Raw genomic sequence first — 15,137 nt, 5'->3', positions numbered from 1 at the left:
AAAAAATTGAACTATACTCAAAAGTTAAAAATGTTCCCTGTTCCCTGCCCTCACGGACAACTTTTATGGCTTACGCTTGGCGTTAGCTATCAGCAAGCCCTACTGATTAGGAATTTGGCATTTCTGCGAAAGCATGAGACTTTATTTCTAAACCTTGACGGCTTAATTGTTGCAACTGATGTGTTAAATCTGCTGTCAGACGTTTAGCTTCTTTTTTTAAACAACCGTTGATGTAATCTGTAACTTTTATAGGTTTACCAATGTGAATGTTTACATCAGTTCCCCAATTAGGATAAGGTTGGCTGTAATTAATGCCTACTGGTAAAATTTTGATTTCTAAACCTGGGTGAACAGATTCAGCACTTAAGGCTAAACGAGAAATTCCCGATTTTAAAGCGTGAACTTTTCCATCTCGATAAATACCGCCTTCGGGATAAATAACGAGCATTTCTCCCTGTACCATTAACTCTACTGTATGACGTAAAGTGGCGATCGCCGGACGTTGAGTATCAACAGGAAACCCCCCCATTCGTCTGACAAACCAGCCTTGTAGCCCTTTACATTCACTACTTGTCACCATAAATCGCATATCTCGACCAGTCACACAACGACCCGTAGCGTAGGGTAACAGCAAAGAATCCCAACGAGAACGGTGGGTAGGTGCAAGAATCATTGGACCACTGGTAGGTATATTCTCTTGTCCAGTAATGTGAATGTTACCAAAAAATAACGGTAAAACTATGTTCTGTCCTAAAAGATACGCCAAAGGAGTTAACCAAGGAGAAACCCGTGAGGTACTAGAAGCCACCTTGGTATTAACTAACGTATTTGTTAATTCGGATTGAGGTTTGGTAGAAGCAGAGTAAAATTCCATCATGACGGTGGCTACTAGTTAACGGGTAAAATGAGACGCAAACTTAATTATGTCCACCGTAGATTTTCTTGAGTAACTTGTGTTTTGCTATCTGGACAGTTTCACCTCTGTCCGTTATTTTCGCTGTTGGCGTTTAGCAGCAAACCAAGCCTGTAATTGATGACGACAAGCCGATTCTATAATACCTCCTACCACTTGTAAACGGTGATTAGAGGCAGGGCTATTAGGTATGTTGATAACAGTGCGAATTGCGCCAGTTTTGGTATCGTCTACTCCATAAACAAGCGTCGCTAAACGTGCATGGACTATTGCACCAGCACACATCGGACAAGGTTCTAAAGTTACGTAGAGGGTGCATTTATCCAAACGCCAACTTTGTAGAGATTGACTAGCAGCCCGAATCGCTATAATTTCTGCGTGTCCTGTTGGGTCTTGGTCGCGTTCTTTGCGATTTTCCCCTGTGGCAATTAAATTATCCGCAGCATCAACAATCACAGCACCCACAGGAACTTCTCCAGCATCACCAGCTACCTGTGCTAATTCAAGGGCGTGATTCATCCATTTTTGATGTTTTAGATATTCTTGGTCATTGGTCATTGGTGATTGGTGATGGGTGATTGCTCATTGAACTATTAACTTCCCCTGCTCCCCCTGCTCCCCTGCTCCCCTGCTCCCCCTGCTCCCCTGCTCCCCTGCTCCTCTGCTCCCCTGCTCCCCATCTCCCCTGCTCCCCTGCTCCCCTGCTCCCCTGCTCCCCTGCTCCCCATCTCCCCTGCTCCCCATCTCCCCCTCCTCCGTGTCACCTATCACCTGTTACCTGAATTAACAGCGGATCTAGTTGACCTTTTGTATCCAGGGCGTACAGGTCATCACAACCGCCAATATGTTGATTATTGATAAAGATTTGGGGGACGCTGCGGCGACCGTGGGCGCGTTCTGCCATATTTGCTCTGGCTGTTTCGTCACCGTCAATTTTGTATTCGGTGAATTTTACACCCTTCCATTTCAGTAGCAGTTTGGCTCGGATGCAATAAGGACAGGTTTGCCAAGTGTAAACTTCTACGTTAGCTTTGTTACGCTCTGGGTGACGACCTAAAAGCGAGTTAAGGAGGTTTAGCATACTCTGACTCTTAGAGATTTTTTTTAATTTTATTTATTTTTAGCTTAGATCATTCACCGCATTAATACAAATGCACTGTCATTTTCTTTGATCTGGGCAATATTCGATATAAATAGCAGTAAAACTTAACTTTTTTCTATATGTAACCGCACTTTGGTAGACTTGAAAACTGAAATGGCCAGATACAACGACGCTAAGATAAGCAATTGAGAGGGCAGTCCTGTGGAAAATACACTTGGGTTAGAGATTATTGAGGTAGTAGAGCAAGCAGCGATCGCCTCTTCAAAGTGGATGGGTAAAGGCGAAAAGAACACTGCTGACGAAGTAGCAGTGGAAGCTATGCGGGAACGGATGAATAAAATCCATATGCGTGGTCGCATCGTTATCGGTGAAGGCGAACGCGACGAAGCCCCCATGCTTTACATTGGTGAAGAAGTCGGTATCTGTACGCAACCAGATGCTAAAAATTTCTGTAACCCTGATGAATTAGTAGAAATTGACATTGCTGTTGACCCTTGCGAAGGTACTAACCTTGTGGCTTATGGTCAAAATGGCTCAATGGCAGTTTTGGCAATTTCCGAAAAAGGCGGTTTATTTGCTGCTCCTGACTTTTACATGAAGAAGCTCGCAGCACCAGCAGCTGCTAGAGGTCATGTAGATATCAACAAGTCTGCTACAGAAAACCTCAAAATCCTTTCTGAGTGCCTAAACCGTGCTGTTGAAGAATTGGTAGTCGTAGTGATGGATCGTCCTCGTCACAAAGAACTAATTCAAGAAATTCGCACCGCTGGTGCAAGAGTAAGATTGATTAGCGATGGCGACGTTTCTGCGGCTATCTCTTGTGCTTTTGCTGGTACTAACATCCATGCCTTAATGGGTATCGGTGCTGCTCCAGAAGGTGTAATTTCAGCTGCGGCTTTACGTTGCTTGGGTGGACACTTCCAAGGACAATTGATCTACGATCCAGAAGTGGTACAAACAGGTTTAATTGGCGAAAGCAGAGAAGGTAATCTTGCCCGTTTGAAAGAAATGGGTATTACTGACGGAGACCGAGTTTACAACTCTGATGAATTAGCTTCTGGTGAAACAGTGCTATTCGCTGCTTGCGGTATCACTCCCGGAACTCTAATGGATGGTGTGCGCTTCTTCCACGGTGGTGCTAGAACCCAAAGCTTGGTTATTTCCAGCCAATCTAAAACTGCTCGGTTTGTAGATACAGTTCACTTGTGGGATGAACCCAAGGTTATTCAACTCCGTTAGAAACTAGTGATTGGGGAACCAGAAGGGCAGAGGAACAGAAGAGAAAAATAACTCATCAGCTGTTCCCTGTTCCCTGTTCCCTTTCACCTGTTACCCATTACCCATTACCAATTACCAATTTAAGAAATGAATATTGCAGTGGTGGGGTTAAGCCATAAAACAGCCCCTGTAGAAGTTAGAGAAAAACTCAGTATTCCCGAATCCCAAACCGAAGGTGCGATCGCTCATCTCCTCAGCTATCCTCATATTGATGAAGTCGCTATCCTCAGCACCTGTAACCGTTTGGAAATCTACATCGTCAGCAGTCAAATTACCCAAGGTCTTCAGGAAGTTACTCAGTTTTTGGCAGAACATAGCAAATTACCTGTCATCTCTCTGCGACAACACCTGTTTATGTTAATGCACAGTGACTCGGTAATGCATATTATGCGGGTGTCGGCTGGGTTGGATAGTCTTGTACTCGGTGAAGGTCAAATTTTGGCTCAGGTGAAAAATACTCACAAACTGGGACAGCAATTTAACGGTATAAAAACAATTTTGAATCGTTTATTTAAACAGGCGTTGACAGCAGGTAAACGAGTTCGTACTGAAACAAGTATCGGTACTGGTGCAGTCTCCATTAGTTCGGCGGCTGTAGAATTAGCACAGATAAAAGTAGAAAATTTAGCTCCTTACCGTGTAGCTATTTTGGGGGCTGGAAAAATGTCCCGGCTACTTGTACAACACCTCATTTCTAAAGGTGCAACTCAAATTAGTATTGTTAATCGTTCCCGTGAACGTGCGGAAGAATTAGCAAAGCAATTCCCAGAACAACCTATTCAAATTCATTTACTCCCGGAAATGATGTCAGTGGTTGCCCATAGTGATTTAGTGTTTACAAGCACTTCAGCAACCGAACCAATTCTTGACCGCGCTAAGTTAGAAATGGTTTTAGACCCTAATCATTCATTAATGTTATTTGATATTTCCGTACCTCGTAACGTAGATGCAGATGTGAATGATTTGGCAAATGTGCAAGCATTTAATGTGGATGATTTGAAGGCGGTTGTGGCACAAAATTATGAAAGCCGCCGTAAAATGGCACAGGAAGCTGAAAAAATCCTAGATGAAGAAGTGGATGCTTTTGATGTGTGGTGGCGGAGTCTAGAAACTGTATCTACCATCAGTTCTTTGCGGAATAAAATTGAAAGCATCCGCGAACAAGAACTAGAAAAAGCTTTATCTCGCTTGGGTTCAGAATTTGGTGAAAAACACCAAGAAGTGATTGAGGCTTTAACAAGAGGAATCGTTAATAAAATCCTACATGACCCAATGGTACAATTACGGGCGCAACAGGATGTTGAAGCTAGACGTAACTGTATGCAGACTCTGCAAATGTTATTTAACTTAGATACAGGTGAGCAATTTAGCTGAAATTCTCAGGTGCTAGGAGTCAGGAGTCAGGAGTTCTAGAATTTTAACTTTTGACTTTTGACTCTATTATGAGTTTTTTACTCTTTATTACAGTTGTTAACTGATAATTTTTTTAGGCATATTGAGTATTTCTTTATTGTCCTAAATATGCCTCTAAAACCTTGGTATTACGTTGAATTTCTGTAGGAGTACCAACGGCTAAATTTTGTCCTTCGGCTAATACCCAGACGCGATCGCACAAGGACATAATCACGTCCATATTATGTTCAATAATCAAAAAAGTCAATCCGTCTTCACTGTTCCATTTGAGAATGCGATCGCATATATCATCAATCAATCTCGGATTCACCCCCGCAGCAGGTTCATCTAATAATATTAACTTAGGATTAGTCATTAAAGCCCTGCCCATTTCTAGGAGTTTGCGTTGTCCACCAGACAAACCACCAGCATAGTCATTTGCTTTTTTTTCCAACCCTACAGACTCTAACAAAAACATTGCCCTTTCTTTCAGTTGTTTCTCTTCTTTTGCCACAATATGAGGTTGAAATTGAACTTGCCAAAAGTTCTCACCAGTTTGTTTTTGTGCTGCTAACAACACATTTTCTAACACCGATAATCGCGAAAGAGTCCGCGCTACTTGAAAGGTGCGGATTAAACCTTGTTGGGCGATTTTGTATGGTTGTAGATTATGAATAGGTTCACCATCAAAAATCACCCTTCCCTGATCTGGGTGAATGAAATTAGAAAGTAAATTAAATAAAGTAGTTTTACCAGCACCATTAGGACCAATCAAACCTGTAATGCTACCTTTAGCAACTTCTATATTGGCATCTTTAACAGCTTGGATACCACCAAAGCTTTTACAAAGTCCAGTAGCAGCTAATAAGGGAAGTTGGGGTTTTTCAATACTATTTACCATGATAATTTTATGCTCAACTTAATTTTTAATGATTATGAATTATTTTTTTGACAAAATACCTAATATCTAGTTTTATCAACATTTTTAATTAATTATATTTTATCCTTGTAAAACCTCAGCCACTTTCAAATTCAGATCCGCAAATAAAGGAGAAGAAATTGTCTGATCTAGTGTAAAAACTTGCTCCTCATAAAAACCTTCTACCCACTCTAAGACTGTTACTTTTTGCTGCATTGGATCAACAATCCAATATTCAGCAATACCTCGTGCTGCATACTCAGAACGCTTGTAACGATAATCTCGATTTTCCTGATTTGGACTGACTATCTCGACTACTAACAATGGTGGTGGCATATCCATTAAAATGAGAGAGCGTGTAGCGCCTTGCATTGCTTGAGCTAATTCTTCAGAAAACACGATCAAATCAGGAACACGCACCCCTACCAGGCGACTATATACAGCCATTTCTGTTTTCATTCTTAACCGATAATATGGAATACCTAATTTCAGAAAATAGGCAACTAGAAACATCGCTATCCGACAATTTAGCTCACTTTCAGAAGGCATAGAAATTAATTCTCCATTCTCCAATTCATATAAAGTATCAGTACCGTCATCAAATTGCAGAAATTCTGCAAAGGTCATTTTTTTAGCAGTAGCGACTGTCATAGCTATTTATACCCTAAACTGCTTGTATTAACTATTTTAACAATTCCTGGAATTTATCTATCTCTTTTTTTATTCCCGATTCAAAATTAATAACTTCCGTTCCCAACCACCAATCACCAATCACCTATTTGCCAAGAGTAAGTTCTTCTTTTTTACCTAGAATACCTTGAGGTCGCCAAATCATTAGTACCATGAGAAGTAGACCGATAAACATAACGCGAAAAGCGCCAATACGTTCTACATCTAAAGGAACTATTTTCGGTAAAAATTCTCGTGTTAAGGCATCATAAGCAAAGTAAATTACTGCCCCTAAAATTGTGCCAATATTATTTCCAGAGCCGCCTAAAATTACCATAATCCAAGCGTCAAAGGTAAGTTGGGGCTGAAAATTATCGGGATAAATGGCGCTGAGTTGCCAAGCGAAGAAAGCACCGGCAATTCCTGCGATCGCACCGCCTAACATTAAAGATTGTAGTTTATACCAAAAGACATTTTTACCTAATGCTTTGGGAATTTCTTCATCTTCGCGGATAGCTTTGAGAATTCTACCCCAAGGAGATTTTACTAAAAATTCTAACCGCCAAAAAACAAATGCTAATACTAACAAAGCCAATAACATCAAACCAGCTTTAGGGTTGTAGTTATATAGTCCCATTACACCAGCGACATAAATTGTTACTGACAGCACACCTAAAATTATTCCCACTATTAAACGTGAAAAGAATTCTTGTTTGTGGCGATCGCTCGGAGATTTTTGAGCAGTTTTGATCCATCGCCATAAGCAAAAGACAGTGATGACTGTTAGCAGAGTAAGTACGCCAATCATCAGCAATCGAAAAAATAAATTTGGCGTTGTATTCAAGGGTATAACATAACTTTGTACACCGAACGCCCCAGATACCCAAGTATCAGCCACTGGTAACTCTTGGTTATTTATGACCAACCGAATTAGTTCTCCTGTGCCGATAGTGACAATACCCAGATAATCTTCCCGTAAGCGTAAAGTTGCAAAACCAATTACTAAACCCAGCAAAGCAGCGACAATAGCCCCTGCTAGACTGGAAAACAATAAAGGTACTCCCTTTAAACTTAATAAAACTGTTGTATACGCTCCCAAGGTCATAAAAGCAATATGACCAAAGTTGATTAACCCTGTAAAACCCCACTGTAAATTAAGTCCCAGTCCGAACAGGGCAAAGGTAGCGGTAGAAATAGCCAGAAAAATAAGATATTCATTCATAATTAGTTATTGGGTATGGCGCATGGGGGATGGGGCATGGGAGACGGGGCATAGGGCATGGGATTTTACCTTTTACACCCTGACACTCCTAAACCATGCTCCCAATATCCGAATGTAACAGGCTGAATGTAGTGTACCTTGGGTATTGTCAAGTGTTAACTTGAACTAGGGCTGTTTTTACTAGGGCATGGATAGTTATCAACTATTATGAATTTACTACGGATTAGAATGCATCACCTGATCGAGCAAATAGCCGATGAGGATATGCAAAGTGTTTGGGAGATTGTCCAAGCTTTGCATTTTGACTCTTATATGGTCAATGCTATGGAACAAGTTAAGCGATCGCAGCATCCGTGGGACATACTAACCCATGATGAGGCAGTACGATTGTTAATGTTCCTATAAATCTCAAAAGTGAACGTTAACAAACAAGAATTGGGTGAGCTAGAGTGAATCTGGAAGTGCGTTATGCAAGGTCTTTTTTAGTAGACCTGAAAAGTTTAGAACCCGTTGCTTATGAACGGGTGTATGATTTTGTATTTGTTGAATGTGCTGCTGAGAGGTGGCATTTACATAGCCTTCCCGAATTACGACAGCTGGATAAGGAAGGTATTTTTTATCGCTTTACCATAGATAACTATCTGATAGGGATAGAAATTACGGGAGAAATAGTCAAATTTTTGCGCGTCGTTCCTAAGCCTGACGTTTAAAAAACTCAAAATGCCTCTTTCAGAAGAGCTACGCTAATAAAATTCAATAAAATATCAAATATTTGTGTAAAAGCATTTGCAGCTTTTGATCTGGTTGACTAGGGTTTGCGCTCAAAATTACCAGACAAATTGCCCAAGGTTAAGATGATATCATCAATCTTGCTCCCCTGCCTCTTGATTACAAACTGTATAAGACAAAGCAGGGATCGCCAAAACCATACATTAAACTGGAGTTTGACCAAATATATGTGAGAATTCCCTCATGATGGATGCTAAGGCACTTTGGCAACGATACCAAGATTGGTTATATTACCACGAGGGATTAGGACTGTATCTAGATATCAGCCGGATGCGGTTTGATGATGCCTTTGTGGAGTCGTTGCAGTCGAAGTTTGACAAGGCGTTTGCGGATATGGCAGCTTTGGAAAAGGGAGCGATCGCCAACCCCGACGAAAACCGCATGGTAGGTCACTACTGGCTAAGAAACCCCGATTTAGCCCCCTCCCCAGAACTGACCCAAGAAATTGTCCAAACCTTAGAACAAATAGAAGCTTTTGCTGACCAAGTACACACCGGGGCAGTTCATCCCCCCAAAGAAAGCCGCTTCACTGATGTCATCTCCATCGGTATTGGTGGTTCTGCCTTGGGACCCCAATTTGTCGCTGAAGCCCTTTCCCCAGACTCCCCACCCCTTAACATTCATTTTATCGACAATACCGACCCCACAGGCATTGACAGGGTTCTCTCCCAAATCAAAAACCTAGCCAGCACTTTAGTATTAGTCATTTCCAAATCTGGCGGTACCCCCGAACCCCGCAACGGCATGATTGAGGTGAAAAAAGCCTACACCGCCAAAAATTTAGACTTTTCTAAATATGCAGTAGCTGTGACTGGCCCAGATAGCAACCTGGATAAAGTCGCAAAATCTGAAAATTGGTTAGCCCGGTTTTCAATGTATGACTGGGTAGGTGGACGTACCTCAGAAATGTCCGCTGTAGGGCTAGTACCTGCCGCTTTACAGGGTATTGATGTCCGCGCCATGTTAGAAGGTGCCAAAGAAATGGATGACGCTACCCGCGTCCCTGAATTGAAAAATAACCCCGCCGCACTTTTAGCTTTGGCTTGGTACTATTCCGGTAACGGTAAAGGCGAAAAAGACATGGTTGTCTTACCCTACAAAGACAGCTTGTTATTATTTAGCCGTTACCTGCAACAATTGGTCATGGAATCCTTGGGTAAAGAAAAAGACCTAGACGGTAAAACCGTGTATCAAGGTATTGCCGTTTATGGTAACAAAGGTTCTACCGACCAACACGCCTATGTACAACAATTGCGTGAAGGCGTGCCTAATTTCTTTGCTACCTTAATTGAAGTATTGGAAGACCGTCCAGGAACATCTCCAGAAATTGATCCTGGTGTCACATCAGGTGATTATCTCTGCGGTTTCTTGTTAGGAACTCGTCAAGCATTGTTTGAGAATAATCGTGATTCAATCACAGTCACAATTCCTCAAGTTAATCCCCGCACCGTTGGCGCGTTAATTGCATTGTATGAACGGGCTGTAGGTTTATATGCCAGTTTGGTAAATGTCAATGCTTATCACCAACCAGGTGTAGAAGCTGGTAAAAAAGCTGCGGCTGTAATTCTCGATTTACAACAAAAAGTAATGACAGTATTGCAAACAGAAAAGAAAGCACTTTCTATTACTGAAATCGCTGATAAAGCTGGTGCTTCAGCAGAAGTAGAAGCAATTTACAAAATTCTCCGTCATCTCCATGCTAATAATCGCGGTGTGGTGTTAACCGGTGATTTAGCTAAACCAGGAAGTTTAACTGTTTCTCTCGGTTAAATAGAATTATCTTTGTTAATTATTAAATCCTCGATTTCTTCACGAAGTCGGGGATTTAAATTTTTTAATCTCACGCAAAGACACAAAGTAAAAAAGACTAGATAGTTATTCTTAGGAATTTAATTTACAAAAAATCATCCAGGGTGATTTTGGCAGCAAAAGATAATATGTTACAATTTTCTTAGTTTGAATAATTGAGTTAAAAACTATGACACAATTAACATCACAACAACCAAGAAGAAGAGGCAGAATTTTTCCTGAACTGACTTTATCACCGGAAGAATTAGCTAAACGTAAAGCCGAAGATGAACTATTTTATCAACGTTGTTGGGCGATTTTTGAACAATTGCGTCCTGAGTTGATGAAAGAACATTATGGTTGGTATATTGCTATCGAACCAGATAGCGGTGATTATTTCATTGATCAAAACAAAGAAACTGCTAGTAAGAAAGCTAGAGAGAAACATCCTAATGTGATACATTTTTTATTTGGTATCAATGAAACTGGAGTAACTGGCAGAATATGATCCAGGGTTATTTTGGTGATGGGGGGCGGTTATTTTTTGAAATTGAATTAATTACTGCTGATGCCTTAAATCTGCCTGTGGATGCTTTGTTTGATACTGGTTTCACAGGCTTTATGGCTATCAATAAACAAGATTTACAAGGTCTAAATTGGTCATTTATATCTAAGGAAAAGCTACGCACTGCACAGGGAGAGTCAAGGTTTGATCTTTATTTAGGTAAGGTGATCTTGGATAACCAAGAGTATGAGATTCCTGTTTATGCTGGGGATGAATTAACGGAGATTTTATTGGGATCGGAGTGGTTGGAGTTTTTACCTTTAGTGGTGAATTTTCAAGTCGGTGTTTTGACTTTGGGATAGATTTTTTCTCACGCAGAGAGAAGAGTTATTTTTAATTTTGTGGTAAGTTGCGTAAATAATAGAATTTATCGTTTTTCCAGTCGTTGCCTTTTTCTCTTCCTAAGTAACCTGTTAATGGTGATGATAGTTCTATCAATAAATTATGAGCTATTTCATCTGTTAGTTTTGGGTTATGAGTTACATTATAATGAACACGAATTTCTGTAACTGTAACCTGTTGATGAGTTGTTGGTAAATTTTCGTGATTTTGTTCGGAGAGTTCTTTGACAGTTTTGATAATCTCGGAACGCAATTTTATTTCTTGTTCTATTTTATCTATATATTCGTTAATTTTATCATCAATTTGTCCCGGTTCTAAATATTCTTTTAATTCTAAAATAGCTCGATTTCTCAATCAGGATTTTTTTAGACCACTAAACTTTATACTTCACTAATACTTTCTGCATTAACTTCTTTATTTTTTAAATCATTAAAAATACTAAGTAATTTTTGATATAAATCATCATTTTTACCTCTTACACTTCCTACAAATTCAATTTTTCCACGCAAAGAATCTAGGAATGTTGGCACATCTTTTTCTGGTAAAACTGGTTTTTTTGCATATTTAGATTTATAAATTTCTACTACTTTTTCTAACCCATATTTTTCCCAAGAGTGAAGAGTACCATAAATATTACGTATATATTTACGATTAACATTGAGTGATTTATTAACTATCAAACCCGTAACTTCCTGTCTCTGTGTTCTATAAGCCAGTCTAACTTTTGCGTCATTTACTTCAAATCCATTTGTTTCTATAATTGACCGCACTTCTTTCCCTAAAACTACTTTAGGTAATCCTTTCTTATAACAGGCAACTAATTCAGGAGGTAACTCATCTCTAGTTATAGAAAATGTTATATCATCAGCATATCGTGTGTAAAATAAACCATATTTTTCAGCAAATCTTTGTAATTCACTATCCATTTTTGCACAAATAAGATTTGAAATAATTGGTGACGTTGGCGCTCCTTGAGGCAATTTATTATTAAAACAGCAAATTTGAGCTAATATAGTGGCAACTTGTTCGTTTAATCCGTAAGGTTTTCCAATAAATACACCTCTAACTCTACCAAAGTTAATCGCATCAAAAAAATCTTTGATATCTAGATTTAGAATAAATTTCTTCTTAGTATGAGCTTTAGCATTAGTAATTATACTTCGTTTAGCAGCGAATCCATGAACAGAGGCTCTAGGACGATAAACAGAATATAAAACTTGACTTAATTTCCTCTGAATAATTGCTAATGATGTATGAGGAGAATAGATAGTTCGAGAACCACCAGATTTTTTAGGAACTATAAAAGTTTTATATCGTGAATCTTCTGATTTTCTGTAAAGATAATAGTTTAAATCCCCAAAGGGAACTTCTAACAGTCTTGCAACATCTCGTGGAGATTTTAATTCTTTAAACTTTTCAGATAGTTTTTCGCAACTATCATATAGCAATACAGAATAGGAGATATTTTGACTCATAGCTGAACTACTAGCTTTATTAAATAATACCTGCTATGGACATTCACGCTTAATTAATCACGAGTCGCTCAGTAGAGCAAGTTGGTTACGTAAGGCTAACATGAAATACACCGTTGCAGTATCGTCAACGGAAATAAATGCCCATCAAGCAGGTATATTTTATATTCTAACATAATCTATACAGCATTTTTACATGTATTCAAAAAAAGAGGGTTGTGATTTTTTAGTAAGTTTTATTAATTCCTGTACCTCCTTGAAACATCTTGGAGTATGTTTTTTTCTTTTCATATTTTGCAGCCCTATAATTAGGAGCTTTTGAAAGAGCGGAGTTTAAAAAATAAAGAGACTCTTTGTAGTTACCTAATTCTCTCAGTGTAATACCTATTTGAGTTAAAATGGTATAATCATCAGGATTAATATCCAGTGCAGCTTTAAAAGCGTTAATAGCATCACTTTGTCTATCTGAGGAAAAAAGTATTTCTCCCAATTTTTTTAAATAGTGTTGATTATTATTATCTAGCTTTACACCATCATTAATAATCGCTAAAGCACTTTCGGAATCACCAAATTTTTCCTGTGCAGAAGCATAAGCAATTCGTATTTTAGGATTATTAGGTATTATGGTGAGCATCTTCTCATAAGTTTCTCTAACCATTTGTACGTCGGACATATATTCAGCTATTTTAGCCTTCTCTTTTAAAAGTAAAATATTTTTTGGGTCTCTCAAAAGTTTATTATCTATTTTTTCTAAATCTTTTCTTAAATGCTTTTGATAACGCATTTTAGACTCTTTGTTAATTTCTTCACCACTGAGTTTAAAGCAGCTTGATGCTTTTTTCATATAAACACTATCTTCCGCTGTTTTATACATCCAATATTCACGTTCTGAAGTTCTATATAGATCATCTTCTTCTACTCTTAAAGTATGTAATTGTACAACATATATATTCTCTATTTTTTGTTCTTCCATATCATAAATATCATGTATTTCAATATCATAATAAGTTGGAGAAATTACTGGATCTATATTCCTGAGTTTATCAGTTATATTTTTTTGAATTTCATCTTTTTGACTTCGATTAAGAGCAATACCTAAAATTGTTCCAGAATCATCTATACCTAAATAAATATCTCCTTCTACTGAGGCATTGAGAAATCCTATTATGTATTGCTCTGCATAATCTACGATTTTCTTAACAGGTTTTTGAGATTCAATTGACTTAAATTCAACATACTTTCCCTCTTCTCGATGAAAAATTTGTCCTTGGATAAATTTAGTTTCCTGTATCATATAAAATATGGAATCTACTCTAAGTTACGATCTGTTTAAAATATCTTCTGCTAGGGTCAATATTTTGACGCATTAGCAGCCCAAGTACCAACAATAGTCCCCTCAAATTTAAACTCACCACTACGCAAACCCGCACCCAACACTTCTAAACCTATTGGTGACACGAGAGTATAACCAGTCCGAGAAACATTAACCGCCCCCTGCATTTGCAAATCCTCTAAAATCTCCTTATAGTCGGCCATCTTTTGACCCTTAGCCACTATCCGCTTCGTCAATAAACCTTTTTTCACTTCCTGTTCATTTGCTCCCAAATCCCACAACGCCAGCAGCAAGCGAGTTTTAGCGTAACTCGCCTGTAAATCCTTGGTTTTTGAACTCATGATGATGTATGTTAAATAACTAAAATCATTATAATAATGATTGTTATTTTTATTTCACTACAGCCAAAATATTGTTTATTTTCTCGATATTGCTTATCAATCGCTCAATTTATCGACATAAAAAGCAATAGAGAATTTACGTAAGTTATAAATTAAGCAGTTACCCGACACTGAATATAAAAGTGTTATAATAGTTGTTTAAGCAATTACTCAATTTTTAATTGTCTGAATCAGGATGTCCATGATGAAAGGATTTTCAGGATTTTTATTTGGATGATACTGGATATGATTAGTAGATTTTAATTGTCTGAATCAGGATATCCAGGATGAAAGGATTTTCAGGATTTTTATTTTGATGATGCTGGATATGATTAGTAGATTTTAATTGTCTGAATCAGGATATCCAGGATGAAAGGATTTTCAGGATTTTTATTTGGATGATGCTGGATATGATTAGTAGATTTTAATTGTCTGAATCAGGATGTCCATGATGAAAGGATTTTCAGGATTTTTATTTGGATGATGCTGGATATGATTAGTAGATTTTAATTGTCTGAATCAGGATGTCCATGATGAAAGGATTTTCAGGATTTTTATTTTGATGTTGTTAGAGATGATTTGCAGATTGTAATAATATAGTATTTATCAAGAAATTTTTCAAAAGCGTTATATTGAAAGTAATATAATCATATTTTAACAATATTAAATATCTCCATCCTGTACATCCTCAAATCCTGGACATCCTGATTCAGACAAAATATTGAATATCGCTATCCTGTACATCCTCAAATCCTGGACATCCTGATTCAGACAAAATATTGAATATTGCTATCCTGAACATCCTCAAATCCTGAATATCCTGATTCAGACAAAATATTGAAAATCGCCATCCTGAACATCCTCAAATCCTGGACATCCTGATTCAGACAAAAATAGATTGAATATCTTCATCCTGTACATCCTAAAATCCTGGACATCCTGATTCAGACAATAAAATATTCAATATCTCCAT

General features: G+C 38.3%; 15 protein-coding genes and 2 pseudogenes. 7 read left to right on the top strand and 10 right to left on the bottom strand.

Annotated elements, in window-relative coordinates; translation table 11 throughout:
• Positions 1-106 precede the first annotated feature (106 nt).
• The 3 genes from ACLLO5_RS06940 to grxC form a co-directional block, all read right to left on the bottom strand.
• Positions 107-877 carry a lysophospholipid acyltransferase family protein gene (locus ACLLO5_RS06940; RefSeq protein ID WP_413174743.1) on the bottom strand — a complete coding sequence of 257 codons (771 nt, stop codon included), beginning with the start codon at positions 875-877 and terminating at the stop codon, positions 107-109.
• A gap of 111 nt (positions 878-988) precedes the next feature.
• The gene (tadA, locus tag ACLLO5_RS06935; protein WP_413174742.1) at positions 989-1,471 is read right to left on the bottom strand and encodes a tRNA adenosine(34) deaminase TadA; all 483 of its coding nucleotides are present in this window, start codon (positions 1,469-1,471) and stop codon (positions 989-991) included.
• 202 nt (positions 1,472-1,673) lie between these two features.
• Positions 1,674-1,994, bottom strand: coding sequence for a glutaredoxin 3 (gene grxC / locus ACLLO5_RS06930; RefSeq protein WP_413174741.1), 321 nt, complete (start codon positions 1,992-1,994; stop codon positions 1,674-1,676).
• 222 nt (positions 1,995-2,216) lie between these two features.
• Between grxC and glpX the strand changes: the two genes are divergently transcribed.
• On the top strand, positions 2,217-3,254 hold the full coding sequence (gene glpX / locus ACLLO5_RS06925; protein ID WP_413174740.1) for a class II fructose-bisphosphatase: 1,038 nt from the start codon (positions 2,217-2,219) through the stop codon (positions 3,252-3,254).
• A gap of 126 nt (positions 3,255-3,380) precedes the next feature.
• Entirely contained in the window at positions 3,381-4,667 is a 1,287-nt protein-coding gene (locus ACLLO5_RS06920) for a glutamyl-tRNA reductase (protein ID WP_413174739.1), read from the top strand.
• Between the two features lie 133 nt (positions 4,668-4,800).
• On the opposite strand, the gene ACLLO5_RS06915 is transcribed toward ACLLO5_RS06920, so the two are convergent.
• From ACLLO5_RS06915 to ACLLO5_RS06905, 3 genes are all read right to left on the bottom strand, one after another.
• Positions 4,801-5,586: an ABC transporter ATP-binding protein gene (locus ACLLO5_RS06915; protein ID WP_413174738.1), complete on the bottom strand. Its 786-nt coding sequence runs from the start codon at positions 5,584-5,586 to the stop codon at positions 4,801-4,803.
• A gap of 99 nt (positions 5,587-5,685) precedes the next feature.
• Positions 5,686-6,255, bottom strand: coding sequence for a Uma2 family endonuclease (locus ACLLO5_RS06910; RefSeq protein ID WP_413174737.1), 570 nt, complete (start codon positions 6,253-6,255; stop codon positions 5,686-5,688).
• Between the two features lie 124 nt (positions 6,256-6,379).
• Positions 6,380-7,495 carry a branched-chain amino acid ABC transporter permease gene (locus tag ACLLO5_RS06905; RefSeq protein ID WP_413174736.1) on the bottom strand — a complete coding sequence of 372 codons (1,116 nt, stop codon included), beginning with the start codon at positions 7,493-7,495 and terminating at the stop codon, positions 6,380-6,382.
• 207 nt (positions 7,496-7,702) lie between these two features.
• On the opposite strand from ACLLO5_RS06905, the gene ACLLO5_RS06900 reads away from it, so the two are divergent.
• The 5 genes from ACLLO5_RS06900 (at position 7,703) to ACLLO5_RS06880 (ending at position 10,939) form a co-directional block, all read left to right on the top strand.
• Positions 7,703-7,900, top strand: a complete 198-nt coding sequence (locus tag ACLLO5_RS06900) for a hypothetical protein (RefSeq protein ID WP_413174735.1) — start codon at positions 7,703-7,705, stop codon at positions 7,898-7,900.
• 44 nt (positions 7,901-7,944) lie between these two features.
• Positions 7,945-8,205, top strand: coding sequence for a cytotoxic translational repressor of toxin-antitoxin stability system (locus tag ACLLO5_RS06895; RefSeq protein WP_413174734.1), 261 nt, complete (start codon positions 7,945-7,947; stop codon positions 8,203-8,205).
• A 265-nt stretch (positions 8,206-8,470) separates the two neighbouring features.
• Entirely contained in the window at positions 8,471-10,054 is a 1,584-nt protein-coding gene (locus ACLLO5_RS06890; protein WP_413176023.1) for a glucose-6-phosphate isomerase, read from the top strand.
• Positions 10,055-10,262: 208 nt separating this feature from the next.
• Complete coding sequence (locus ACLLO5_RS06885; protein ID WP_413174733.1) at positions 10,263-10,580, top strand: hypothetical protein; 318 nt, start codon at positions 10,263-10,265, stop codon at positions 10,578-10,580.
• Positions 10,577-10,939, top strand: a complete 363-nt coding sequence (locus ACLLO5_RS06880; RefSeq protein ID WP_413174732.1) for an aspartyl protease — start codon at positions 10,577-10,579, stop codon at positions 10,937-10,939. Before ACLLO5_RS06885 ends, ACLLO5_RS06880 begins: the two co-directional genes overlap by 4 nt.
• Before the next feature lie 31 nt (positions 10,940-10,970).
• On the opposite strand, the pseudogene ACLLO5_RS06875 reads toward ACLLO5_RS06880, so the two are convergent.
• From ACLLO5_RS06875 to ACLLO5_RS06860, 4 genes and pseudogenes are all read right to left on the bottom strand, one after another.
• Positions 10,971-11,318, bottom strand: a pseudogene (locus ACLLO5_RS06875) (DUF1802 domain-containing protein); the annotation flags it as partial.
• Between the two features lie 41 nt (positions 11,319-11,359).
• Positions 11,360-12,454 (bottom strand): reverse transcriptase domain-containing protein, encoded by a 1,095-nt coding sequence (locus ACLLO5_RS06870; RefSeq protein ID WP_413174731.1) that lies wholly within the window; start codon positions 12,452-12,454, stop codon positions 11,360-11,362.
• 223 nt (positions 12,455-12,677) lie between these two features.
• Positions 12,678-13,745 (bottom strand): RNA-binding domain-containing protein, encoded by a 1,068-nt coding sequence (locus ACLLO5_RS06865; RefSeq protein ID WP_413174730.1) that lies wholly within the window; start codon positions 13,743-13,745, stop codon positions 12,678-12,680.
• A gap of 68 nt (positions 13,746-13,813) precedes the next feature.
• Positions 13,814-14,125, bottom strand: a pseudogene (locus ACLLO5_RS06860) (hypothetical protein); the annotation flags it as partial.
• Positions 14,126-15,137 lie beyond the last annotated feature (1,012 nt).

Source organism: Anabaena azotica SJ-1 (genome assembly GCF_047275885.1).
GTDB classification, from domain to species: domain Bacteria; phylum Cyanobacteriota; class Cyanobacteriia; order Cyanobacteriales; family Nostocaceae; genus Trichormus_B; species Trichormus_B azotica_A.
Note: the sequence above shows the minus strand (reverse complement) of the source record. Positions and strands in the feature narration are given on the sequence as shown.

Coding starts and splice junctions, on each gene's coding strand:
- ACLLO5_RS06920 (WP_413174739.1), top strand. CDS start 3,381: ATGAATATTGCAGTGGTGGGGTTAAGCCATAAAACAGCCCCTGTAGAA.
- ACLLO5_RS06910 (WP_413174737.1), bottom strand. CDS start 6,255: ATGACAGTCGCTACTGCTAAAAAAATGACCTTTGCAGAATTTCTGCAA.
- ACLLO5_RS06865 (WP_413174730.1), bottom strand. CDS start 13,745: ATGATACAGGAAACTAAATTTATCCAAGGACAAATTTTTCATCGAGAA.
- grxC (WP_413174741.1), bottom strand. CDS start 1,994: ATGCTAAACCTCCTTAACTCGCTTTTAGGTCGTCACCCAGAGCGTAAC.
- ACLLO5_RS06915 (WP_413174738.1), bottom strand. CDS start 5,586: ATGGTAAATAGTATTGAAAAACCCCAACTTCCCTTATTAGCTGCTACT.
- ACLLO5_RS06900 (WP_413174735.1), top strand. CDS start 7,703: ATGAATTTACTACGGATTAGAATGCATCACCTGATCGAGCAAATAGCC.
- ACLLO5_RS06940 (WP_413174743.1), bottom strand. CDS start 877: ATGATGGAATTTTACTCTGCTTCTACCAAACCTCAATCCGAATTAACA.
- ACLLO5_RS06890 (WP_413176023.1), top strand. CDS start 8,471: ATGGATGCTAAGGCACTTTGGCAACGATACCAAGATTGGTTATATTAC.
- ACLLO5_RS06885 (WP_413174733.1), top strand. CDS start 10,263: ATGACACAATTAACATCACAACAACCAAGAAGAAGAGGCAGAATTTTT.
- tadA (WP_413174742.1), bottom strand. CDS start 1,471: ATGACCAATGACCAAGAATATCTAAAACATCAAAAATGGATGAATCAC.
- ACLLO5_RS06870 (WP_413174731.1), bottom strand. CDS start 12,454: ATGAGTCAAAATATCTCCTATTCTGTATTGCTATATGATAGTTGCGAA.
- ACLLO5_RS06905 (WP_413174736.1), bottom strand. CDS start 7,495: ATGAATGAATATCTTATTTTTCTGGCTATTTCTACCGCTACCTTTGCC.
- ACLLO5_RS06880 (WP_413174732.1), top strand. CDS start 10,577: ATGATCCAGGGTTATTTTGGTGATGGGGGGCGGTTATTTTTTGAAATT.